This is a genomic window from Nesterenkonia ebinurensis (genome assembly GCF_008711175.1).
GTDB classification, from domain to species: Bacteria; Actinomycetota; Actinomycetes; order Actinomycetales; family Micrococcaceae; genus Nesterenkonia; species Nesterenkonia ebinurensis.
Genome location: NZ_VWNF01000047.1, coordinates 14065 through 38017, shown reverse-complemented (window position 1 = coordinate 38017; position 23953 = coordinate 14065). Strand labels below are relative to the sequence as shown.

17 protein-coding genes and 1 pseudogene are annotated in these 23953 nt (G+C 65.4%); 7 read left to right on the top strand and 11 right to left on the bottom strand.

Annotation, left to right across the window (positions count from 1 at the left end; all coding sequences use genetic code 11):
• Window positions 1-72: 72 nt before the first annotated feature.
• On the bottom strand, window positions 73-2001 hold the full coding sequence (locus tag F0311_RS14590) for an AMP-dependent synthetase/ligase (protein WP_223881389.1): 1929 nt from the start codon (window positions 1999-2001) through the stop codon (window positions 73-75).
• 51 nt (window positions 2002-2052) lie between these two features.
• A complete protein-coding gene (rsmI, locus tag F0311_RS14585; protein WP_223881388.1) occupies window positions 2053-3024 on the bottom strand; it encodes a 16S rRNA (cytidine(1402)-2'-O)-methyltransferase in 972 nt (323 codons plus the stop codon).
• A gap of 85 nt (window positions 3025-3109) precedes the next feature.
• On the opposite strand from rsmI, the gene F0311_RS14580 reads away from it, so the two are divergent.
• Genes F0311_RS14580 through F0311_RS14570 form a run of 3 tightly spaced genes read left to right on the top strand, consistent with a single transcriptional unit; the run spans window position 3110 to window position 5981 of the window.
• Complete coding sequence (locus F0311_RS14580) at window positions 3110-4714, top strand: dolichyl-phosphate-mannose--protein mannosyltransferase (RefSeq protein ID WP_223881387.1); 1605 nt, start codon at window positions 3110-3112, stop codon at window positions 4712-4714.
• A complete protein-coding gene (locus tag F0311_RS14575) occupies window positions 4714-5589 on the top strand; it encodes a 5-formyltetrahydrofolate cyclo-ligase (RefSeq protein ID WP_191089952.1) in 876 nt (291 codons plus the stop codon). Before F0311_RS14580 ends, F0311_RS14575 begins: the two co-directional genes overlap by 1 nt.
• A 53-nt stretch (window positions 5590-5642) precedes the next feature.
• A complete protein-coding gene (locus tag F0311_RS14570) occupies window positions 5643-5981 on the top strand; it encodes an FmdB family zinc ribbon protein (RefSeq protein ID WP_150462677.1) in 339 nt (112 codons plus the stop codon).
• Between the two features lie 18 nt (window positions 5982-5999).
• On the opposite strand, the gene F0311_RS14565 is transcribed toward F0311_RS14570, so the two are convergent.
• From F0311_RS14565 to F0311_RS14555, 3 genes are all read right to left on the bottom strand, one after another.
• Complete coding sequence (locus F0311_RS14565) at window positions 6000-6707, bottom strand: RcpC/CpaB family pilus assembly protein (RefSeq protein WP_191089951.1); 708 nt, start codon at window positions 6705-6707, stop codon at window positions 6000-6002.
• A gap of 473 nt (window positions 6708-7180) precedes the next feature.
• Window positions 7181-8212, bottom strand: a complete 1032-nt coding sequence (gene rsmA / locus F0311_RS14560) for a 16S rRNA (adenine(1518)-N(6)/adenine(1519)-N(6))-dimethyltransferase RsmA (RefSeq protein WP_150462675.1) — start codon at window positions 8210-8212, stop codon at window positions 7181-7183.
• Window positions 8209-9111, bottom strand: coding sequence for a TatD family hydrolase (locus F0311_RS14555; protein WP_150462824.1), 903 nt, complete (start codon window positions 9109-9111; stop codon window positions 8209-8211). The genes rsmA and F0311_RS14555 overlap by 4 nt, the downstream gene beginning before the upstream one ends.
• A gap of 120 nt (window positions 9112-9231) precedes the next feature.
• Here F0311_RS14555 and F0311_RS14550 point away from each other — a divergent pair, with 120 nt between their 5' ends.
• Window positions 9232-10245, top strand: coding sequence for a 4-(cytidine 5'-diphospho)-2-C-methyl-D-erythritol kinase (locus F0311_RS14550; protein WP_150462674.1), 1014 nt, complete (start codon window positions 9232-9234; stop codon window positions 10243-10245).
• Window positions 10246-10249: 4 nt separating this feature from the next.
• Here the strand turns inward: F0311_RS14550 and F0311_RS14545 are convergent, their stop codons facing one another.
• Entirely contained in the window at window positions 10250-10999 is a 750-nt protein-coding gene (locus tag F0311_RS14545; protein WP_150462673.1) for a sulfite exporter TauE/SafE family protein, read from the bottom strand.
• 173 nt (window positions 11000-11172) lie between these two features.
• Between F0311_RS14545 and F0311_RS14540 the strand changes: the two are divergent.
• Window positions 11173-12540 (top strand): annotated as a pseudogene (locus F0311_RS14540) (ABC-F family ATP-binding cassette domain-containing protein); the annotation flags it as partial.
• 143 nt (window positions 12541-12683) lie between these two features.
• Window positions 12684-14480, top strand: a complete 1797-nt coding sequence (locus F0311_RS14535; protein WP_150462671.1) for an ABC-F family ATP-binding cassette domain-containing protein — start codon at window positions 12684-12686, stop codon at window positions 14478-14480.
• 26 nt (window positions 14481-14506) lie between these two features.
• Here F0311_RS14535 and F0311_RS14530 read toward each other — a convergent pair whose 3' ends face one another.
• On the bottom strand, window positions 14507-14890 hold the full coding sequence (locus F0311_RS14530) for a sulfate permease (RefSeq protein WP_150462670.1): 384 nt from the start codon (window positions 14888-14890) through the stop codon (window positions 14507-14509).
• Window positions 14891-15149: 259 nt separating this feature from the next.
• Here F0311_RS14530 and dprA point away from each other — a divergent pair, with 259 nt between their 5' ends.
• Complete coding sequence (dprA, locus tag F0311_RS14525; protein ID WP_223881386.1) at window positions 15150-16118, top strand: DNA-processing protein DprA; 969 nt, start codon at window positions 15150-15152, stop codon at window positions 16116-16118.
• A 501-nt stretch (window positions 16119-16619) separates the two neighbouring features.
• On the opposite strand, the gene F0311_RS14520 is transcribed toward dprA, so the two are convergent.
• The 4 genes from F0311_RS14520 to F0311_RS14505 form a co-directional block, all read right to left on the bottom strand.
• Window positions 16620-20015: a P-loop NTPase gene (locus tag F0311_RS14520; protein WP_150462668.1), complete on the bottom strand. Its 3396-nt coding sequence runs from the start codon at window positions 20013-20015 to the stop codon at window positions 16620-16622.
• 52 nt (window positions 20016-20067) lie between these two features.
• Complete coding sequence (locus F0311_RS14515) at window positions 20068-22605, bottom strand: S8 family peptidase (protein ID WP_223881385.1); 2538 nt, start codon at window positions 22603-22605, stop codon at window positions 20068-20070.
• Window positions 22606-22679: 74 nt separating this feature from the next.
• Window positions 22680-23636, bottom strand: coding sequence for an AAA family ATPase (locus F0311_RS14510; protein WP_150462666.1), 957 nt, complete (start codon window positions 23634-23636; stop codon window positions 22680-22682).
• 145 nt (window positions 23637-23781) lie between these two features.
• Window positions 23782-23940 (bottom strand): hypothetical protein, encoded by a 159-nt coding sequence (locus tag F0311_RS14505; RefSeq protein WP_223881384.1) that lies wholly within the window; start codon window positions 23938-23940, stop codon window positions 23782-23784.
• Window positions 23941-23953 lie beyond the last annotated feature (13 nt).

Sequence of the window (23953 nt, the reverse complement as noted above, 5' to 3'; positions counted from 1 at the left end):
TGCGTTGCCTAGAGCTATAACTCTCGGCGGTGTCAACAGCTCTAGGCACGGCAGTGAGGGCACAGCATACGGCTACTGGTAGATCTCCTCCAGAGTCTCAGCGTAATCTTTGAGCACCTTGCCGCGGATCAGCTTCAGCGAAGGCGTCAGATGCCCTGAGGACTCGGAGATTGCGGCGTCGATGATCCTGAACTCCCGGATCGACTCAGCCCGGGAGACCAGCTCATTAGCCGCCTGGACTGCCTGCTGGACCTCCGCACGCAGCGCAGTCCCGGACTCCTCATGGGCCAGCACCTCTGTCACGGTGAGTTCCTCGCCGTATCCCTTGCGCTGTGCCCAGGCGGCTACGGCTTCAGCGTCAGGGAAGATCAGCGCGGAGACGAAGGGTCTGTTATCCCCGGCCACCACAGTCTGGGCGATCAGCGGATGACTGCGCACCGACTCCTCCATCGGAGTGGGGTACACGTTCTTCCCACCGGCGGTGACGATCAGCTCCTTCTTCCGCCCGGTGATGGTGAGGAACCCATCGGCGTCCAGGGAACCCAGGTCCCCGGAGCGGAAGTATCCCATGCCACGCCCGGGCCCTAATCCGCCATCTGGATTAGGAGAGCGCTCTCCGGGTGTGTCGCTGAAGTCGAACGCTTCAGCAGTCGCCTGCGGATTATTGTGGTAGCCGTCGAAGATCACCGGCCCCTTCAGCAGCACCTCGCCGTCCTCAGCGATCTTCACCGTATTGCCCGGCACCGGCAGTCCCACCGAACCGATCCGGGTGGCACCTGGGATGTTCAGGGTGATCGGCGCAGTGGACTCGGTGAGTCCATAGCCCTCTTGGATCGGGACCCCGATCCCGGTGAAGAAATGCGCGATCTCCGGGCTCAGCGGGGAGGCCCCGGAGACCATATGCGTCACCTCGCCGCCCAGCTTCTCCAGCAGCTTGCCGTAGACCAGCCGAGAGAACAGCCCATGCTTGGCCCGAAGCCCAAGACCCGGACCGGAGCCGGAAGCAGCGGACTGCAGTGCCTTGGAGTAGGCCACTGCAGTGGCCCGGGCGGCCTCGAAGATCCGGCCCTTGCCGTCTGTCTCAGCCTTGGCGGCCGCAGAGTGGTAGACCTTCTCGAAAACCCGGGGCACAGCCAGCAGCCAGGTGGGCCGGAAGCTGCCCAGATCGTCAAGCAGGGTAGTGGTGTCTCCGGTATGGGCCACCTGAATACCCCGGTGCAGACAGATCAGCTGCACCGCCCGGGCCAGTACATGGGCCAGCGGCAGAAACAGCAGCGTGCGCGATTCACCCTCGCCGAGAATGTCGGAGGCGAAGGGCGCAATATTGGCGGCCCCCTCAGCCAGATTGCGGTGGGTGATCCTGACCCCTTTGGGCTTGCCGGTGGTGCCGGAGGTGTAGACCAGGGTGGCGACGTCGTCGGCTGCTGCGGTCTTCCGCGCTGCCTCCAGCTGGGAGCCGGTCACATTGGTGGCGTTGGCCGCGATCTCCTCCAGATCCGCGGCAGTGGCCATCGAGTAGATCTCCAGCCCGGAGTTCTTGCCGTGGGCCATATTCGCCCCGGACTGCACCTTGGTGCGCAGCGCCTCATCACCGATCAGCACCAGCTTGGCCTCAGAGTCGGCCAGCAGGTGGGCGATCTGATGGGCGGAGCTGGTCTCGTAGATCGGCACCGAGATCCCGCCGGCAAACCAGATGGCCTGGTCCACCACGGCCCAGGAGTAGCTGGTGGCAGACATCACCGCCACCTTGCTGCCAGGTTCCACGCCGAGTCCGATCAGCCCCTTGGCCACCGCGCGCACCTGATCCAGGAAGCTGCTGATGGTCACATCCAGCCAGCCGCCGGCACCATTGCGCACCGCGTAGACCGGCTGGTCAGGCTGGGCCTCAGCCAGAGCCAGCACCCCGTGGGTCACATTGACGTCATCGCTGATCCGGGCAATCAGCTCAGTAGTGGTCTCACGGATGGTTTCAGCGTCAGTGGTCTCAGCGGTGGTAGTCACTTGGCCAGTCTAACCACAGCTCGCCCTGTGATTCCGGCGATCAAGCAGGATCTAACGCGCCCGGCTGCGCAGCCGGTTAGCCGAGTCGTAGAGCTCACTGGTGTTCAGACCATGGGCTGCGGCGATCTCCTTGGCCACGATTTTGAGGCGCTCGCCCTGTTCGGCACGGCGTATGACGAGGTCCGCGGCGGCTTCCATCCCCATTGTCTTCTGGGTGCCCGGCTCACCGTCACCGGTGGAGGCTCCCCCCACCACCAGCACAAACTCGCCCTTCAGCCCTGAGCGAGTCGGCCCTGAGCCCGTCTGCCGGGCAGCCAATGTATCGGCCAGCTCGCCCAGACTTCCGCGGAGGATCTCCTCGTGTTTCTTGGTCAGCTCCCGGGCCACCGCCGCAGGCCGGTTCGCGCCGAGGACTTCAGCGAACTCGCGCGCCGTGGCCGCAACCCGGTGCGGAGACTCAAAGAGCACAGTGGTCCAGGCATCGCCGCGCAGCCGGTCCAGCAGGGCAGTGCGTTCAGACTTCTTACGCGGCACAAATCCGGCGAAGCTGAACCGGTCACTGGCCAGTCCGGAAAGGGCCAGGGCAGTGGGTACCGCTGAGGCTCCTGGGGCCGCGGTGACCTGCACTCCGGCATCAATCGCCGCGCGCACCAGCCGTAGCCCCGGATCGGAGACTCCTGGCATTCCCGCATCGGAGACCACCAGGATCCGGGTGCCGGCCGCGGCCTGCTCCACCAGCTCTGCGGAGCGGGATGCCTCATTATGCTCGTGCAGGCTGACCAGCCTGGCCGGGGTCTGCTCGCCCAGTCTCCGGATCAGGTGACGGGTGTTGCGGGTGTCCTCGCAGGCAATGACTTCGGCGGTGCGGATCAGCATCCGCAGCCGCTGCGTGGCATCGGCCAGATTCCCGATAGGCGTGGCGGCCAGTACCAGCGGGGTCTCCCACAGCCAGTCAGGGCTGGTCCCGCTGGCGGCGCACATGTCGCCGCCGCTCTCGTCCGGCAGAGCCTTGCCGGATTTCACGCCTGAATTCGCTGCATCACTTTGTTCGCAGCTCACGGCCTCGGCCTCCCTGGTCGTCTGTTCCCTGGCAAGTAGCATATCCAGGGTGACCGACACCCTGACTCGCAGCCGACTCGAGCTGCGTCTGGGTGCTGACCGATTCCGCGCCGGGCTCTGGGGCTGGCTGGTGCCGCTGGCCGTGACAGCGGTGGCCCTGGCGCTGCGACTGGACGGGCTGAGCAACCCGCACGCGCTGATCTTCGACGAAACCTACTACGCCAAGGACGCCTATGCCCTGCTGCAGGCTGGCTATGAGCTGGAGTGGCCCGAGGACGCCAACGACCAATGGGAGGCCGGAAACCCGCAGCCACTGGATGAAGGCTCCTATGTGGTGCATCCGCCGCTGGGAAAATGGCTGATCGCACCGGGCATCGCGGTCTTCGGCATTGAGGATGCCCTGGGCTGGCGGGTCTCCTCTGCGGTGGCCGGCGCCTTGGGGGTGCTGCTGATCGCTCTGATCGCCCAGCGCATGTTCCGCTCAGTGTTCCTAGGTGCGGTGGCCGGGGTGCTCACTGCGGTGGACGGCCACCACCTGGTGATGTCCCGGGTCGCCCTGCTCGATATCTTCCTGATGCTGTTCGTGCTCGCCGCCTTCGGCGCCCTGCTGGCCGACCGGTACAGCGGACGCCGCCGCCTGGCTGCCTGGGCTGCCCGCGCCTCGGCAGATTCTAGGGAGTGGGATTGGGGCCCGCTGCTGCTCTGGCGGCCTTGGCGGTTGGCAGCCGCCGTGCTGCTGGGCTGCTCGGTGGGGGTCAAATTCTCCGGCCTGGCATTCATCGCAGTCTTCGGCCTCATGGTGGTGCTCTGGGATGTCAATGCACGGCGTGCCGTGGGGATCCGCCGCTGGTGCAGCGCTGGCCTGCTCTATGACGGGCTGCTCGCGGTGGTCACTGTGCTGCCGGTGGTGGCCGCTACCTATATCGTCACCTGGTCAGGATGGCTGGCCAGCTCCGGTGGGTGGGGCCGGGACAATGCGGAGGGCTCAGGTCTGATCGGGCTGCTTCCGGCACCGCTGCGCGCCCTGTGGAACTACCACAGCTCGGCCACCGAGTTCCACACCGGATTGGACTCTGAGCACGAATACGCCTCCCACCCATGGACCTGGCTGTTCATGGGCCGGCCGGTTTCCATGCACTACCAGGGCCGCGACCAGGGAGAGGTCTACGAGCACACCGGGGAGACCTGCGCGTACACCTCCTGCTCCTCAGCAGTACTGGATCTGGCCAATCCGCTGATCTGGTGGGCCGGGATGCTGGGCCTGGTCATCGTGCTGCTGCTCTGGATCGGTCGCCGTGACTGGCGCCACGGGGCCATCCTCTCCGGATTCGCCGCGGGCTTTGCGGTCTGGCTGGCCTTCCCGGACCGCACCATGTTCTTCTTCTACACCATCAGCTATCACCCGTTTGTGATCCTGACACTGGTGGTGCTGGCCGCCCTGGTGCTGCGCATCGGCACCGGATCAGTGACGGCCTCAGGCAAGGAACGGACCCAGAAGCAGATTGTCTCCGCCCAGCAGCGCAACACCGTGCTGGTGATCTGCTTCGTGCTGCTGGCAGTGGCGGTCTCCGTGTTCTTCTGGCCCGTCTGGACTGCGGAGTTCATCTCCTACGACCAATGGCGGCTGCGCATGTGGCTGCAATCCTGGATCTGATGAGTCCCCCCAGCAAAGCCCAGGTTCGGCAGCGTCTCCGCGCTGCTCGCGCCCAGCTGTCCCAGCAGGAGCTCGACCGTCGCGGCGAACTGCTGAAACATGTGCTTCTAGAAGTAGTGGACGGGGCCCGATTGAGCCGAGCGGAGACCCACGCTTGCGCGGGGTATCCCGAGGCGATTGAGGGTGTAAGCGCCGAAGGCGCGCAGGCCATAGTGCTGGGTTTTCTGCCCATGCCCGGGGAGCCGGACCTGCGGCCTTTTCTTGCAGCGCATACTGAGCGCGGGGGAGAGGTGTGGGTGCCGGTGGTCGCCGATCCCGCAGCCCGGCGCCTGCTCTGGACCAGCTGGAGCCCGGAGGCTGAGCTGCGCCGTAGTCGGCATGCTCCTGTCTTCGAGCCGACCGGCGAGCGCTTCAGCATGGATCAGCTCATCTCCACCGCCTCAGCACCTGTGGCACTGCTCGTGCCAGCATTGGCAGTTGACGGCAAGGGCGCTCGGCTGGGCCAGGGCGGCGGCTATTACGATGCTCTCTTCAGCGGTAGCGGCGTGCCTGGCGGCACGCAATCCTCAATCGCCGCGGAAGATCGTGGGCAAGCACGATTCTTCCCTCGGCTTACTCGGGTCGCCCGCTTACTCCCTGAGGCGGCCCGCACAGCCGTTTCGCGGTGGCACGGGTTCCCAGGACTCCGCCTCGGCCGCGTTGCCGCGGACTTCACGCACGAAGCGTTGCACATCTGGGCCGTGGTGCACAGCGAAGAGATTCTGCCGGTCGGCTCCTTCCCGGTGGAGGAGCATGACCTGAGGCTGGGGCGGGCAGTGACTGAGGCCGGCGTCGTCGTACTGGGCGGTGATGAGCTCGGCGGCGAGCAGGTATAGAATTAGCACTCGACAGCTCTGAGTGCTAGCACCGACCCAGGAGATTCTCGCCGATGCCCACCTACGCCTATGTCTGCAAGGCCTGCGGTCATGCCTTCGATATTGTGCAGTCCTTCTCCGATGACTCACTGACCGAATGCCGGCAGTGCGGCGGACAGCTGCGCAAGAAGTTCGGCAATGTGGGAGTGACCTTCAAGGGTTCCGGCTTCTACCGGACCGACTCCCGGGGGTCTTCCTCCTCCGCGACCTCCGGCGGTGACTCCGGGGCCAAGAGCTCAGAGAGCACCAGCGGCAGTTCCGCAGACTCCGCCAAGTCCTCAGGCCCCGGCGATTCGGGATCCTCATCCAGCTCCAGCAGCACTGCCAAGACCCCCGCAGCCTCGGCCAGCTGAGTCGTCCGGTCGGGGCGGCTATTCCGAGCTGGACACCAGGCTCAGATGCAGCCGCCCTGAATGGCCGGCCTCGGCGATCTGCGCGGCGGTGGCAGAGTCCACCGCCAAGATCACCACATTGCGGTCCTGACTGGAGGTACCCAGCCAGTTCTCCGACTCATCCTGCGGAATCCACAGCACCGGCGCTGCCTCAGCGATCCGCTGTGGGCCCTCCTGAGCCTCAGGAGCATCGGACGAGGCCGTGACGGCTACTCGCTGGCCGGGGGTGAGCAGCCCGATGATAGCGGTATCGGATGGGCGTACCGGCACTGCCACGGTGCCGGGAGGATAGCCTTCCAGAAGCCCGGGGCCCACTAACTGGGTATGGTGCACCAGCGCTCCAGCCGGCAGGGCCACCGCCAGGGTTTCGCCCAGGAGATCTTCCAACGGGGCGGGCTGGCCCTCGGGAACCGCCGCGGCGTCGATTTCAGTCTCCTCCAACACAGCGGTGCTGAGCACCTCACCGGCTGCTACATCGGTGGTCACCCGCACTGCTGCGGTGGTCTCGGTGTCAGAGTGTTCTCCGGCGAGCAGCGCGGCCAGCCCGGCGCAGACTGCCAGGACTGCGGCCAGCGGGATGCGGAATCGCCGGACCCGTCGGTACAGCCCGCCGGGCTTGAGCCGCCGCCGCACTTGGGGCGGCTTGGGGGTTCGCCGGGTGCCCGGCTGGGGTTGGGCTGGCCGCAACGCAGGCTTCGGTTTCTCACGGGTCGCTGCGCCACGGGTACGGCGCGCAGGGAAGAGTGCGCCGGTGTGCGGCAGTGGTGGCCGTCGGTGCTGCAGGTTCCGCCGCGACCGCTTAGCGGGTAGGGGCTTTTCCGGGAGGAAGGGCTCCGATTCTTCGGTGCGCCGGGACGGTCTGGGTGGCAGGACTGGGCTGGGCCAGGGCGGACGGCGTCTTGGTGATGTTCGGGTAGCTGTTCGGCGCATAGCCCCAGCATGCGGGCTGATCGCGGCCCTGGAGCAGACCCGTGCCGCTTCTGTGGATTCCTCGGGCGCGTCGCCCCACCGCCCCCGCCCCTGGGGAAAACTCTACGGCTCTCGTTGTCTGCAGTCCTTGTCTCTGCGGCCCTTGTCAAGGGCCCTTGACCTAACGTCTTCGCTGAGTGCATGATTTGTGCAGCATTCTTGACCTCAGAAGCCCCAAAGCACTGCACAAATCATGCACTCGAGGTGGTTGAGGTGCAGGCCAGGGCAGCGGCGATACGGGTGAAGGCGTGGATGTCCAAAGTCTCGCCCCGAGCTTGAGGGTCCACCCCAGCAGTGCGGAGTGCCTGCTCGGCGGCGACACCGGAGCCAGCCAGGCCGCTGAGGGCCGCACGCAGAGTCTTGCGGCGCTGAGCGAAGGCGGCATCAATCACGGCAAAGACCTCCTGACGGGAAACTGGCAACCTCCCAGACGCGGCCGCCACGGAGTCTGCCGAATCTGCACAGGACCCTGATCTCAGTCCAGCCGGATCACCGCGGTCGAAGCGCACCAGCCCTGAGGAGATCCGCGGCTCGGGCCAGAACACCTTTTTCCCTACTACGCCGACTTTGCGGACTGTGGTGTCCCAGGCCATTTTGACACTGGGCACCCCGTAGATCTTTGAGCCGGGCTTGGCGGCCAGCCGGTCGGCCACCTCCTCCTGCACCATCACCAAACCCTTGGTGAGGCTGGGAAGCACCTGCAGCAGATGCAGCACCACCGGCACCGCCACGTTGTACGGCAGGTTGGCGACCAGTACGGAGGGCTCCCCGAGCTGCGGCGGGACTTCACCGGTTCGAGCCGCGGCATCACCGCGAGAACTATCGGCACCGATCACCCTGCCGGTGAGCTCTCCGGCACCGATCTTCAGCGCGTCCTGACGCACCACGGTGAGGTTCTGGGCCTTCTCCGGGCGCATCAGCTGCACGGTCTCCGGCAACTGAGCGGCCAGTTTGGGATCGATCTCCACCGCGGTGACCTGCGCTGCCTCATCCAGCAGCCCCAGGGTCAGTGAGCCCAAGCCCGGGCCAACCTCCAGCACATGTTCGCTCCCGTCCAGTTCAGCCAGGCCCACAATCCGGCGGATTGTATTGGGATCGATCACAAAGTTCTGCCCCCACTGCTTAGTGGGCCGGATGCTCAGCGCCCCTGCCAGGTCTCTGACATGAGCGGCAGAGAGCAGCTCGGGCAGTCCCTGGGATGAGGTGGCGGCAGCGTCGGTCATACCCAGTGTCCGTAGGCCTGGTGGGTGTTAAACATGATCTGCTGGCAGAACTGACCCAGCTCAGCACCGCGCACCTCTGCCATCAGCCGCATGGTCTGCGGGATCAGATACGGAGCGTTGGGCTGCCCCCGGTAAGGGTGCGGGGTGAGGAACGGAGAGTCGGTCTCCGCCAGAATCAGCTGGGGATCGGCCACCGCCAGCGCTTCCCGGAGTCCGGCCGAGTTCTTGAAGGTCACTGTCCCGGCGAAGCTCATGTACCAGCCGTTGGCATTGCAGATTCTGGCCAGCTCAGCATCCCCGGAGAAGCAGTGGAAGACTACTGAGCGCGGCAGCTCAGGGGTATCCTTCAGCACGGAGACCACATCGTTGTGGGCCTCGCGGTCGTGGATCTGAAGGGCCAGACCGCGCTGCTCAGCTAGGGCAATGTGGTCGTAGAAGCTGCGGCGCTGGAAGTCCCGACCCCAGTCCCCGGTGCGGAAATAATCCAGACCGGTCTCGCCCACGGCCACTACCTCGGGCTGGGTGGTAAGTTCGGCGATCCGGGCGAAGGCGGCGTCGTACTGGCCCTGTTCGTTCAACCGGGGTGCGTCATTGGGATGCAGGGCTACTGCGGCCTTGGCGCGCGGCTCGGACTGGGCGGCGGCCACCGAGAACTCGGAACTGGCGACGTCGTACCCCACCAGAACTGCCCCAGCCACACCGAGTGCCTCAGCAGTGTCCAGATGCTGCGCCACCGAGACCTGGACCTGCCCGTCGCGGAAGTCCAGATGTGCGTGGTTGTCGATCACCGGCACGGGCAGCGGCTGAGGAGCCGGCGGGTACTCCAGACGGCGCTTCTTCTTGGACTTCGCCTCCGTTTGGCTGCGCGCCGGCCCGCCAGCATCCTCAGCCGAAGCCATTTCACCAGGCTGATACGCGGCAGGGGTCTGTCCGGGGATCACAGCAGCATCACTCACAGCAGCTCAGTCTATCCGTGGTGGTGGACTGTGATCTTCTACCCCGGGGCTAGTGTAGAAGCTGTGAGAGACAGCGAGTTTTTCGGCCATGTGACGGCAGTGGCCCCCGGCAAGGTGAACCTGAGCCTGCGGGTCGGTCCGCTGCGCGCCGACGGCTACCACTCGGTGGCATCCCTCTACTACGCGGTCTCACTCTTCGAAGAAGTTACCGCCGCTCCGCGTCAGGACAGCGCCATCACCGTCTCAGTCTCCGAGCGCTCCAGCTTCACCGGCACCACGCATACCGACCCGGAGTCCGGGGAGATCATCACCAGCCAGATCCCTGTGGACGAGCACAACCTGGCCTACCGGGCCGCCGCCCTGCTGCGTGATGCCCTACGAGAGCGAGACGCCGCGGTGCTCACCTTCCCCGGGACAGAATCGCCCAGCTACGGGGTTGACCTGACCATCACCAAGAACGTGCCAGTGGCCGGGGGTATGGGTGGGGGGTCGGCCGACGCCGCCGCTGCGCTGATGGCCTGTTCCGCGCTCTGGGAGGCCGGGCTCACCAAGGAGCAGCTGGCCGAGCTGGGTGCGAAGCTCGGTGCCGATGTGCCCTTCGCGATCCTCGGCGGGGCAGCTGTGGGCCAAGGGGCGGGGGAGACTCTCTCTCCGCTGCTGACCCGCGGGGAGCTGCACCTGGTGATTGTGCCCGCCAGCACCGGGCTGTCCACACCCGCGGTGTATCAGAAGCTTGATCAGATGCGCGCCGAGGCCGGGCTTCAGGAGGAGAACCCGGACCTGGACAATGACCTGGTACGGGCCGCCTGCACCGGGGATGCTGAGCTGGTGGCCACTCTGATGGCCAACGACCTGCAGGCCCCGGCGGTGAGCATGCTGCCTGATCTGGATGACATGATGGACGCCGGGATGGCAGAGGGCGCCATGCAGGGCATGGTCTCCGGCTCCGGTCCCACTGTGATGTTCCTAGCCCGCGATGCCGCCGCGGCCGCTCAGCTGGCCACCGGCCTGCAGGAGCGCCTGGATGTCTGGGCTATTCCGTTGCACGGCCCCGCCCCCGGTGCCAGGCTGCGCTAGAGGATCACAGTCCTGCGACATCGCGGATGCCGGTGATCAGCGAAAGTAGGCCGCCGAACAGCGCCAGGCCGATGACCAGCTTGCGCACCAGTGACTCGCTGACCAGCTTGCGCACACCTCCGCCGGCCCACATCCCCACCAGGATCACTGGCACGCACAGCGGCCAGAACCACCAAGGGAAGCTCGGCAGCGATTCACCGCTGTAGAAGTAGTTCACCCCGAAGGCGGTCAGGGCTGTCAGCGCCCACAGCGGCTGCAGGGAGGCGGCAAAACTGGTGATGTTCCAACGGGCCAGCACAGCATAGGAGGTCATCGCCGGTGCACCGACCCCGGCCAGCACCACTCCGCCGCCGGTACCCACACCAGTGGCCACCAAGAGCCCCTTACCGTCGGCGTGCACATCAATCCGATTCAGCCACAGGGTCACCGCCAGCGCCAGGATCACAATCGAGCCCACCACAATGTAGAGCGGCCCCTGGGGCGTATTGGCCATCACCCAGCCGAAGGGCGGCATCACCAGCAGGGCCGCCGGGACGATGACCGCCAGACGCCGCCAGTCGATGTCCTTCCACACCGCGGCGATCATCAGCAGCGGGGCAAGGAAGCTCAGCGCATTGGTGAGGATCACCCCGGAGTGCGGGCCTACCATCACCGCCAGAAACGGGGCCAGCAGCAGGGCGAAGCCCATCCCGGTGACCCGCTGCAGGATAGAGGCGACCACCAGCAGCACCATGATCCCGGCGATGATCTCCATATCGGCCAAGCCTATCGCCGCCACAGTAGTGAGACCGGCAACAGGATGCGGATGCGCAGGGACGGTTTCCTGCAGGACACCTGCCAGACCACCGCTGCCGCGGGTCTGCTGCTTGGGGAGTAGCGCTGTTGACTATGACCATACCCGGGCGGGTCTGGGTAGGCTGGACCCCTATGGCTCATCTCCTCGGTGCTGAAGGCGTCTCCATCTCCTTCGGCACACGCAAAGTACTTGAGAGCATTACCCTCGGGATCGACTCCGGGGCCCGGATCGGCATTGTGGGCCGCAACGGTGACGGTAAGTCCACTTTGATGCGGATCCTGGCCAGGACCGCCGAGCCCGATGCAGGCAGGGTCACTTGGCGCGGCGGGGTCTCCGTGGGGTTCCTCGACCAGCAGGACACATTGGACCACCTCAGCACCGTTCGTACCGCGGTGCTGGGTGACGCCGCCGACCACCAGTGGGCCACCGACCCGGCCAAGCGGGACGTTGCTGAGGGACTGCTGGGCGGACTCGGCTGGGAAACCGAGGTTGGGGCGCTCTCCGGCGGCCAGCGGCGCAGGGTAGCGCTGGCGGCGCTGCTGATGGCCGAGCATGAGGTGATCATGCTGGACGAACCCACCAACCACCTGGATGTGGAGGGGGTGGCCTGGTTGGCAGAGCATATAAAGTCTCGAACACCAGCAGGTCATAAGAGAGCGACCGGGGCACCGAGGCGCGCGCGGCGCGGCTCGGGAGGGGAGCAAACGGCTTTCCTGGTGGTCACCCACGACCGCTGGTTCCTGGACGAGGTCTGCACCAGCACCTGGGAGGTGCACGACGCCGCGGTGGACCACTTCGAGGGTGGGTACGCCGCCTATACCCTGGCCCGGGCCGAGCGAGACCGGGCCGCAGCCGTGGAGGAGCAGAAGCGTCAGCAGCTGGTGAAGAAGGAGCTGGCCTGGCTGCGCCGCGGCGCACCGGCACGCACCACTAAGGCCAAGTTCCGGATCGATGCCGCCAACACTCTGATCAACGATGTTCCCGTCCACCGCGATGAGGTCCAGCTGAAGAAGATGGCCACCGCCCGGCTCGGCAAGGATGTTCTCGATCTGGAAGAGATCACCTATCGAGCCGGTGAGTCCGGTCCGCTGCTGTTCGACAATGTCACGTTCCGGCTTGGCCCTGGTGAGCGGGTCGGCGTCGTCGGGGTCAACGGGGCCGGCAAGTCCACCCTGCTGCGTCTGCTCGACGGCCAGCTGGAGCCGACAGAGGGCCGGGTCAAGCGGGGCAAGACGGTACGCACCGCGATCCTCACTCAGGAGGTCACCGAACTGCGTGAGCGTGAACATATGCGCACCCTGGAGGTCATGACCGAGGAGAAGTCTGTGTTCGACGTCGGTGGCAAGGAGCTTTCTGGGGCCCAGCTGCTGGAGACCCTCGGCTTCAGCCGGTCCCGGCAGTGGACCCCGGTGGGTGATCTCTCCGGCGGGGAGCGCCGCCGGCTGCAGCTGCTGAAGCTGCTCACCGGAGAACCGAACGTGCTGATGCTCGATGAGCCGAACACTCCGACAGGGTATTGGGATCGGACTCCTTCATCTTACCGCTGTGAGGCGCGGATTTCCCGGCTGAGCGGGCGATTCGGACAGTGCGGAGGTAGTCGTGATCGTGGTCGTGGGGCCGGCGATCGGGTGGGGGTGGCCTGATGGCGGCGCATCTGCTTGGAGCCGAGGGGCTCAGCTTGGAGTACCCGACGCGGGTGGTGTTCGAGTCGTTGACTCTTGGGTTGGAGGAGGGCGATCGGATCGGGATCGTCGGTCGCAACGGTGACGGCAAGTCGAGCCTGCTGGGGATGTTGTCGGGACAGATCGAGCCGAACGCGGGCCGGGTGACACGTCGAAGTGGCGTGCGGTTCGGGGTGCTGGATCAGCGCGACGACCTCGACGCCGATGAGACGGTCGGCCGCTCGATCGTGGGCGATGGGCCGGAACACGAGTGGGCGCGTGATGCGCGCATCCGCGACGTGATCGGCGGCTTGGCCTCCGATATCCCGTGGGAGGCGAAGATCGGCGAGCTGAGCGGTGGGCAGCGGCGCCGGGTCGCCCTGGCCGCGCTGCTGGTGAGCGACTGGGACCTGATCGCGCTGGACGAGCCGACGAACCACTTGGACGTGGAGGGCGTCGCCTGGCTGGCCGAGCACCTGAAGCGCCGGTGGGCGAAGAACACCGGTGGCCTGCTGGTGATCACCCACGACCGGTGGTTCCTGGACGAGGTGTGCACTGAGACGTGGGAGGTCCATGACGGGATCGTGGAGCCGTTCGAGGGCGGGTACGCCTCCTATGTGCTCCAGCGGGTCGAACGCGACCGGATGGCCGCGGCGACCGAGGCGAAGCGGCAGAACCTCATGCGCAAGGAACTGGCGTGGCTGCGCCGCGGCGCGCCGGCCCGTACATCCAAGCCGAAGTTCCGCATCGATGCGGCGAACCAGTTGATCGAGGACGTTCCCCCGGTGCGCAACCCGATCGAGTTGCAGCGCCTTGCCGTGGCCCGGCTGGGCAAGGATGTGGTGGACATCGAGGACGTCTCGGTGAGCTTCGGTGACCATGAGGTGCTGCGGGACATCACCTGGCGGCTCGCGCCCGGTGAGCGCACCGGCATCCTGGGGGCGAACGGGGCGGGCAAGTCGACCCTGTTGGGATTGATCTGCGACACCCTCCAGCCGACGACCGGGCGGGTCAAGGTCGGCAAGACGGTTCGTGTCGGTGTGCTGGACCAGCAGTTCTCCCAACTCGACGAGATCAAGGGCGACCGAGTACGTGAGGTGCTGGCCCGGACCAAGACCACGTTCACGATCGACGGCAAGGACCACACCCCGGCGCAGTTGCTCGAACGTCTTGGTTTCGCTCGTGAACATCTCTCCGCGCGCGTCGACGATCTCTCCGGAGGCCAGAAGCGGCGGCTGCAACTACTGCTGTTGCTGCTGAGCGAACCTAATCTCATCGCTCTAGATGAACCTACGAACGACGTTGATTCTCAGATGCTCACCGCGATGGAGGATCTGCTGGATTCCTGGCCAGGAACGTTGATCGTGGTGTCCCATGACCGGTACCTGTTGGAGCGGGTCACCGATCAGCAGTATGCGATCTTGGACGGTCGGCTGCGGCATGTGCCGGGCGGGGTCGATGAGTACTTGCGGCTGCGGCAGGAGCAGGCGAGCACGCCGACCGACAGGCCCGACCTCGCGACGACGTCAACTGAGCCTGAGGACGCGTCGGGGTTGTCCGGTGCGGAGCGCCGAGCGGCCCAGAAGGAGATCAGCGCGATCGAGCGCCGGCTAGAGAAGGTGTCAGGCAGCATCGAGACGGTACACCGGCGCCTGGCCGAGCACGACCAGAGCGACTATGAAGGCCTACAGCATCACACTGACGAACTGCGCGAGATGGAGGCCGAAGTGGCGCAGTTGGAGGAGCGGTGGCTAGAGCTGTCTGAGTCCGTCGACTGACAGGCAGGGTCGCTGTGCGGACAGTCTTAGTGCGCCCCGACTGCAGCGTCGGCGAGGTTCTGGCTCTCACCGGCCGATGAGGCGGATGCCCACGACGCGCGGCGCTCACTTAGCTCTCGAAGACGTGCACGCACCAAGAGGACAAGGCTGATCGGGCCGATCCAGATCATCTTCAAAGCGTTCCAGATAGCGAGGATCACCAGCAGGTTGAGCCATCCGGGTCCGCCGTCCCGGATGACCACGGTGAGGATGCCGGCGACGTAGAGATACGGGATCGCCAGAAGCATGACGGGCACGCCCCACTTGAGGCCGCGACGGGTGCGGATGGCATCAAGCAAGATGTTGGTGGGCATATACCGGCGCAGGAAGTACCGGGTGTGAACGCTGGCGGCCCAGATGAGTCGGAACATGACGGCAGTCCTCTCCACAGTTCTGGCGACAAAGAACCTTGAAGGACTACCCGAGGTGGTTCCGGGCGGTCGTGCCGTCGCGCTGGGGGCGACGGCGACACATTGATGAAAGTCGCCTCTACTTGTTTCCACTTTACTCCCGACAGCGGACATGCGGAACCCCGTCGCTACGCGCGTACCTCCTCGGTGACGTCTCACCGAGAGGACCCCGATCATGACCTCGTTCAGCAATCTTGCGAAGGATGACCGCACGGCGCGGATGATGTTATCGATGCTGGCTGAGCCCGACGATGCAGTGACGGGGCGGTTGCTGTCTCGCCTGGGTGGGGTGGAAATGCTGGGGCTCCTGGAGAGCGAGGGGAAGGTACCGGGCATGGGCCGGGTCGATGCGCAGGTCTGGCGCGACCGGTTGAGCGCGGCGTCACGGCCCGACGAGCTGGCCGGGCGCCTCCGCGCTGTCGAGGCGTCCGGGACTGGTGTAGTGGTCCCCGGCGACCGGGACTGGCCGGCGTCACTGGGAGACCTGTATGACCGGGAACCGTTCGTGCTGTGGACGCGCGGGGCAGCGTCGTTCCTGTCGCGTCCGGTGACGGACCTACTGACGATCACCGGTTCCCGAGCCGCCACCTCATACGGTGAGCGTGTTGCCGGGGAGATCGCCACTGATCTGGCCCGCGATGGGCGGGTGGTCGTCGCCGGTGGTGCGTACGGGATCGAGGGTGCTGCGCACCGCGCCGCACTGGCTGCCGGCGGAGATACGATCGCAATCCTCGCCGGCGGTATCGATCGGTCCTACCCGGCAGGGCATCGTGACCTTCTCGATCAGATCGCTGGGGTCGGGCTGCTGGTCAGTGAGACGCCGCCGGGTGCGTCGCCGACCCGGCACCGGTTCTTGGCACGGGGCAGGCTTCTGGCCGCGTTGTCGAACACGACCGTCGTGGTCGAGGCGGGGGCACGCTCTGGTGCCCGGCACACCGCCCGGCAAGCTCACGAGCTGGATCGCAATGTCGGCGCGGTGCCTGGTGCGGTGACCAGCGCCGCCAGTGCGGGCCCTCACCAGCTCATTGGCGAGCAGCGGGCGCGGATCGTCACTCACGCCGGAGAAATCATCAACATGCTCCACATGCGGGAAGCTCTCCTCGAAAGTCCGCAGCGCCCGCCGCTCGGTTCGACGCTCTCTCGTGACCATGCCCGCTGCACCGGTGGGCGCGATGGCCTCTCGCTGTGAACACGCCAGTCGACTGATACGTGTGTTCGCGACCCTGACTCGATAGTGCCCCTGACTCGCCGGTCACGGCGGGGCATACAAGCTGGATCACGAGTGTACTGGGGCGGACTGGTGATGCTGGCGGGCTTCCGACTCGGGAGCGAGCTGGCGGAACGCAGCCTATGCTCAGGCCTGGTCGATCTTCTGCGCCGTGCTCAGCTGCCGGCCCGAGAAGCCAGACCGATTCGGCTTCCTGAACCCCGTGACCCCCAGTCATGTGCGCTACCAAGCTGCGCCACAGCCCGTGACGTTCATATTCAGTTGTTCGGGCCGACTGGCGGGGGGCTTGTACCCCTTATCCCCCAGGTGCCGGAATCGACGACCCTCCCGCCCCTGACCTGGGGTTTTGCGTTTCAGCCGATTGCTCTGGATGTCTCGTCTTGCAGGGTTTGCAAGCTGTTGGTCACCTCATTGGTCCACTTCGCCCGCAGCCACTGGTGCGACAAGTTCGACCGCATCCCCTCAGCCGTCTCCGCCAGCTATCGTGGCAGACTCCTCATCACGCAGTAGCGTCAACGCTCGGTCGGCCTCGGGGCAGTCAACTCTCGAGACTCGCTGGAGCACGGGGCGTAGAGCATCGCGCGAGTCTTCCCATCTCGCTGGCCAACTCTTCTGCGTGATCTCGCTATCGAGTCGTGCAATGACCGAGTCGAGCGCGGACGAATTCAGATCGTCCGCAAGGGAGACAAAGCGTGCCACCCCGGCCAAGTCATGCTTCTGCGGTTGGTTGAGCGCGGCGAGCAACTCATCAGACATCTGATCGAGCCAGCTCGCTGCAACGTCGCGATCAATCGACGCGACGGTCTCCAAGTCAGCGGTGAGGCGGCTCCACCCGGAACCTCGCGGACCGTGAACCTCTACGAGGCGCCCCTGGCGGAGCCACCGGACTGCAAGGTCGGGGTAGAGCCGCACGAGCGTGGAGGGGAACGGTTCGATCTCGTTCTCGTGTTCCATCAGGAACCCACGCACCACGGCCGCTCCTTGTTTTCCGAACGAGAGATGATGAAGCAGGTGGTCAATGGCGCCGAACGGACGGCCCTTCGGCCATTCCTCTTGCCGCGCTGCGGCAACAATACTTAGGAGCCATTCGGTCGACAGGTTCGTCGCTATCTCGTCCGTGATGTCGGTCGACAGGTAAGAGAGCCAGCCGAGCAGCATGTCCAGATTGTGAAGCTGGTACTTCCTCTTCGACTCAAGAGACCTCGCGGCAGTCCTCCAATCGACCTTCTGCATCACACGGAGGACAGCATCAGCGAGTTCACGAAGGGCGGGCTCCTTGGCTTCCATGAAATCTGCACGAGCGCCATCAGATTCGTGAGCTTCGCGCTCATCCTCGTAATCTTCGGCATCTCTTGCTGATGGCGCATCTGCGAGCATGGCAACGATAAGCATCGTGCCGAACACCCAATCAGCGAAGTTGCTGGCCGCATCAGCGAGGTCATGCTCCATCGCATCACGGATCTCATCGGCACAGACCGCAAACACCGTTCCTGCCGTCCGAGGAGCAATGGAGGCGAGCGCATCGATGAGGTCGTAAACCTCAAGTGGGTGCGAGCGTGAATCGCGATCAGACAACCACCGCGCGAGGGCATCAGAGTCGATAGCTCCCTCGAACTCATCGCTCCAAGTATGTAGATTTCCGGTTCGCCAGTCTGGACAGAGTTCCTGGATAACATGGGTCCAGTCCATCGCAGCCCGGCGATTTCCAGCCATCGACAGCCTCGCAGCAATCAAACGCGCTGGGATGGCGTCGCGGATGCGTTCGTAGGCGGCTTCGTGGTGCGAACGAAGTCCGCTGAGAATCCATCTGTAACCGTTGGCTTCTTCAGACGTCATCGCCGGTAACCAGTCGATGATGCCGCTGGCAAGCTCCTCTGCGGCCGTCTCGGACAGTTCATGAAACCACTCCGAAGTCCAAACCAGGTTGAGCGCGACGCCGCGGTCACTCCCTGGGTCGGCACTTAAGCACTGTTCCACTAGAGTTGACGAGACTTCCTCGTCGAGGATGACGCTAGCCCAGCGATAGCGGTAAACGTCGATCCGGTCGAACACTCGAAGAAGCCAGAATTTCCCTGCTGCGTCTATCTTCTCGTCAAGAAGAGCCGCACGTACGCACTGACGCACAATCGACCCGATTCCCGAGTCTTCCCGTTGGCCCAAGTTCTGTAGAGCCCGCTCAGCGACGCGAATGTGCGAAGCGCGAATACGGCCGTCATGTTCGCGGATGAGTCTGTCGTTGGCGAGGAACAGGAGGGCGCGATCAATGCGATCGGTCCCAAGCGAGCCGTCCATGGAGAAGCGCGTTGGCGCGAGTTTCCCTGCGGTCGATTCGAGTTCCCCTCTCGTGACCCCAGCATCGCGCGATGTCATCTGCGCTACGCAGATGAAGGCAAGTACGAGGGCAGCATCGATGTCTTCAACTGCGCGATCGAGCGAACCTGTAATGCGACGTTCACCACCGGACGCTACGAACATATACAGCCAAGGTTCCGTGCCTGTGCGGACCGCGAGTTCGAGCCGCTGTTCCGGGGTGTCGGAGAACACGGACCACCGCACTCGATCGTCAAGTTGAGTTAGCAGTGGACCGACGTCAGCGATATTGGATCGGCAGTATGCATTCAGGACTTCTACGGCCTGGCTTGCGAGAAGGGTCTCGCCGTCGCGTGCTTCAAGCCGTTCAGTTGAGACCAACAGGACCGCATGATCGTCGTCGACAGATGACTCGAGAAGTGCGATTACGCTTCGGTCTATCGCTTGAGCATCATCGACGACCGCAAGTACAGGACCGCGCAGCCGAGTGAATTCGTCAACGTCAGTCGTGGTGGCGACTCCGGCCTGCTTCAGTTCGAGCACCTTCCAGCCGTCGCGGTTGAGGCGGCGCGCAGCGTGAAATGCGGTGATGGACTTACCGGTACCGCTTGAGCCCGACAGAGTTGCGAACCTTGAAGTTGACAATCGCTCCGCGAGCCTCGAAACAGCAGGCAGCTCGGGGCAGGCGTTCACGTCTGTGGGGCGAAGGCGCTCGCCTCGCAGTGCCGCGAGGAAACTTCTGCTCCGTAGGAAAGTGACGTACTTCCAACCACTGAGCGGGTCTGGAGGAGCAAGTTGCGATGTGACAGAGGAGAGGATGGCATCCGCCGTGCCGCGGAGTGCTCCCTCTCCCGAGGCAGAAGGACTAATTCGCACAACGGGCCATCGCTCCTCCAGTGGAGCTAGCAGCGACTCCACAACCGCTGCGTCGCTGCCGCTGTACCCGAGCACAAGGAGCGTTCGCGGCCGATCTGACAACTGGACAACGTGGCTGAGCACGCCGGCGGGAACTTGCCCCTCCTCGTCTGGGAGCACCCATTCACCTTCTGGATGGGCCGCGTCGCCGTGCGGCTTGTGAAGTATTCCGGGAGCCAGTCCGACTCCGAACATGCGCTCGTGTGCTCGCTCCAGACAGGTGTCCCAGTTGAAGGACACCACTCCCTCCACGTGCCTGCTATTGATGAGACGGGCAAGATCGAAGTGTGCGCTAGACGGCTCGCGGTCAGCGTCAAGTGCGGTGAACGCCTCCTGGAACGCTTTCCTAACAAGGGGAAATGCTCGGACTAGTCGCCACCCCTCCTGCAATGCATTGCCATCTGAGGACAGGATCTCTTTCGCACTACCGGGGGTGCCCGAATTTTCGCGTAGCGCAGTAAGAGCGTCGGGGACAGTCTCGATTGCCTGCCAAAGTAGCGGGGGAAGTTGGGCCGTCATGGGGTATCCACCAGCGGAGAGGCCCGCGCCGATGACTGCAAATGCACCGAACGACCGGATCATCCCTGTTGAGTGCGCCAGACGTGCGTCGAAGTCTGCATCGTCGGTGTTCACAGCGACTCGCTTCGCAAATGTGTGAGCAGCGCCCGCTCGCTTCGCGGGCGCATCAGCTCTGCACCCGACCGCGTGCGCGATCGCGAACCTGCTGGCGCAGTCTCGCCCGTACCTCGTCATGGATGGTGGTCGATGTCTGCTCCGCGGTCTCTACGGACACCACGAGCGCGTATCGCACGGTCTTGCCGGCGCCGAGCCGTTGGGCATCGTCCATGCACTCGACGTGGATCGGGAAGGTGCCATCGTCGCCGAACACCATCGTGCGTGTGCCCTGCACGATCTCATGTTGGAGGCTTCCGCGTCTGACCGAGTTGTGTTCGGCATCGATCCGGTCGCCGCCGGCGAGTTGCATGTCTGGCGTGGCGAAGTAGACCTTGGCGCCCCGGTAGCGGTTGAGCTGGCCGACGGTGGGGACCATGTAGGCGAGGGTGATGGTGAAGCGGTGCCACTCTGCGCGTGCACGTAGCGAAGGCGGCAGCGGCAACTCGTAGGTGTGGCGTTGGTCGCGTGCGATCAGTCCCCCGCCGACCAGCACTGCCCTGTTCGTGGCTGCGGTTCCGAGCCGGTCAGTGTCGAGCCGGCCGTACCCCAGGAGCGCGGTCAGGTGGCGGCGGGCTTGCTGGTTGGTGAGGCCGAGTTCGCGGCGCAGTCGCGCCTCCCATTCGCCCCAACTGCTGGCGTGGGCGAGGAGTGCTCTCACGAGCAGCGGGTGGTACTGCGGGTCCGGCAGCGGCACGTCTTCGGGATCGTCGGAGCCGGCTTCGAGGATGTCGTACAGGCGGCTGGCTTCGCGGGCCACCAACGCGGTGGCGTTGCTCGTGCCGATGGTGAAGACGGTGTTGTTGGTTGCGCCCGCTCGCCCGGGCGCGGCTACTTGCAGGCCTGGACCGGTGGTTGCGGTCTGAGCCAGTTCCACCGCGACGGTTGCCTGCCCGCCCGGCGGTGTGACAGGGCGGGCGTAGAGCGCCCTGCCTCCGATGTAATGAAGGTCGGGCTTGACCGAGCGGTCGACCCCGGGGCCGGTCGCGCCGTAGTGGGCTGGGCCGTCCTGGTGGGTGATGTCCCAGGCGGTGTCCGGCACGTCGATGTCGCCGAGTCCATCGCTGTGGGTGGCGCCGATGGTCAGGGCGTTGAGGGCGTCGCCTGGAGGGAGGATGCCCCGCAGCAGTGCGGTGTCGTAGACGGACCGGAGCGCGGCGGATCGTGCCGCGTCGGCGTTACTGGTGGCATCGGCTGGGATCGTGAGCGGGCCGAGGTGGTTGCCGGCGCTGACGATGAACAGCAGGTTGTAGGAGTGGGCCAGCCAGTCGAGTAGCCGTCCGACAGGGCTCATCCGGCGCACGAGCGCTCGGGCTTGCGCACCGATGGAGAGGTTGATGATGCGCACGCTTGGCGCGACCGGACCCCGACCGGCCTCTCCTTCGACGATTCGTTTCACCGCGCGGTGCAGCAGATCGGTGAGCAGCCGGTCCGGGAGGATCTGCTCGTGTCCTGTCATGAACTCGTGGGGTCGCATGATGGGCCGGACATATAGTGGCCGGTCGAGCGGTTCGCCGTCGGCGGAGAGGTCACCGTGGATGATCAGGGAGGCCATCGCGGTGCCGTGGTGGCGCGCGGCCAGCGGGTAGTTCTCGCCGAGCCCGTCGGGGTCGTCGACGACCAGCCGGCCGGCGAGGGCGTCGTGGTTGGGAAACGGCAATCCGTCCAGCAGGGCGACTCTGGGCCGGCCGTCGGTGCGTTCTCCGGGTGGCAGGCGAACCTCGCTGACCGGTTCTGTGGTCGGCGGTGCGACGCTCATGGGAGTGAACGGGTTGACGAACATGACTTCGTCGGTGGTCAGCAGCCGGATCGACGCGGCCCCGTAGGCCAGCAGCGAGTGAACCTGTTGGATCGGCAGCTCCGCGAGCAGGGCGTGGTAGCTGATCTCGCCGATCTGGGAGCGGTCGAGCACACGGCCGCCACTGTCGGAGATGACCTGCTCGACGTGTGCTTGTGCTGTGGTGCGCTGTGTGGCGTCGCGGCGGTACCACAGCTCGACTTCGACCATCACGGTGCTGACGGACTGACCGACCACGTCGAGGTTCTCCTGCCACTGCTCGCGCAGGCCGGTCTCTCGGATGCGATCTTCTGGTCCCCACCGTCGGATCGCGGTGAGCTGCTGGAACGCGTTCTTGAACTTGCCCAAGCCGTAGGCGAATTTCGCTGACGGGTCTGCTTGCCAGGCGGTGAACAGGCGCAGGAGTTCGTCGATCGCCTTGGCATTCGACATCATCAAGTACAGGGAGTGCTGGACGGGCTTGTCCGTGCGGCCGCTCTCGGACTTGGTCATGTGGAAGTCGTCGTCTGGGTCGGACTGATCTCCGATCAGCTCGGACAGGAACTCCAGTCCGTCGATCTGGTCGATCGCGTTGCGGAAGTCCTTGATGCTGCCGGCGAGGTCGAAGACGACCACCAGCGCCGGGTCGACCTCGTCGGGTGTGTCAGCGGAAAGACGCGCCCGCTCGGCATCGAACGCTGCGCTCAGCTCACCAAACTGCGGCGTCAGCCGCTGCGCCTGCCGACCGGCGCTGGGTCTGGACACGCGCGGCATATTCGGTGTCCCTTGTTTGGGCCGATCTACCACCGTTGGCAACCCGAACGCCAGGAGCGGCCGGCGCTCCGCGGTCACCCCGCCGCCTGATCTCGCCTGTGCTCAAGACGCTCCTGGACGATCCGCCGGAGGTTGCTGTCGGGCAGGTCGAGCACGGCTCTGCGGCGCACGTCCAACGCGAACTCCTCCAGCTCGGAGAAGCTCGCTCCCGCGAGCTTGTCCGCCAGGGTCCGGGGGGCGAATCCGAGGTCGCCGCCCAAGCGGGCGGCGAGGCGTTCCAGGAAGCGGGTGGCCTGTGCACGACTGGGCGGTTCGAGTTCAGCGCGAATCTGGAAGCGTCGCCACGCGGCCCGGTCGAGAAGTTCGCTGTGGTTGGTCGCTCCGACCAGCAGCACATGTGGGGGAAGCTGGTCGATCTGGAGCAGCAGGGTCGAGACCACCCGCTTGATCTCCCCGGTCTCGTGCTCGTCTGATCGCTCTTTGGCGATGGTGTCGAGTTCGTCGAAGAACAGCACGCAGCGGCGGGTGCGGGCGAACTCGAAGGCGTTGTCGAGCCGTGCGGCGGTCTCGCCCAGGAAGCTGGATACAACCCCCTCGTAGCGGATGACGTAGAACGGCAGCATCAGCTCCGAGGCGATGGCCTCGGCGACGCTGGTCTTGCCGTTGCCCGGCGGGCCGGACAGCAGCAGTCGATTGCGGGGCTCGATCCCGTAGCTGCGCAGCAGCTCGGCGCGCTTCTGCTCTTCGATCAGCTCGGTGACGACCCGGTGCGGTACCGGAGCAAGCTCCAACTCGTCCAGGCGCCGATGAGGAACGATCTCCTGCACCAGGTCACGCATGGCTGCGGCGCGGTCATCACGCGGGGCGCTCTGTCCGGTGGTGGTGATCAGCTCGGAGAGGCGGTCGGCGACGAGATGATGCTGGTTGGCTCGCTCCTCAGCGATGACTGCTTCGACGAGGACGCGGAAGCGGTCGCGATCGCCACGGCGCTCGGCCTCGACGAGGTCCAGAAGCAGGTCCGCACGCGCCATGGTCTGCCTCCCTCAGTTGCCCGTCATCGTTTGCTGACTACTTTACCGGCGGCGGCTCTGAGGCTAGCGAGCCTCGCCGACACCGCGGCTACCCTGAACACCGCAAGCCCCCGTGGACCTCTGACCTCGGTCACGTCGCCGGGGCTCAGTCATTCTCTCGTGCTGAGTCCGGCTGTCCTGGGCTCCGGTAGGTCTCGGGAGCCTCATCTGCGCGGCGGTGCGCCCGTGACTGGCCGACCTCTTGCAGGGTGAGGCGGATCAGGGCTTCGCAGAGCTTGTGCAGGTCGGGCGGGTCACGGGGCACCGCGCGGACGGTG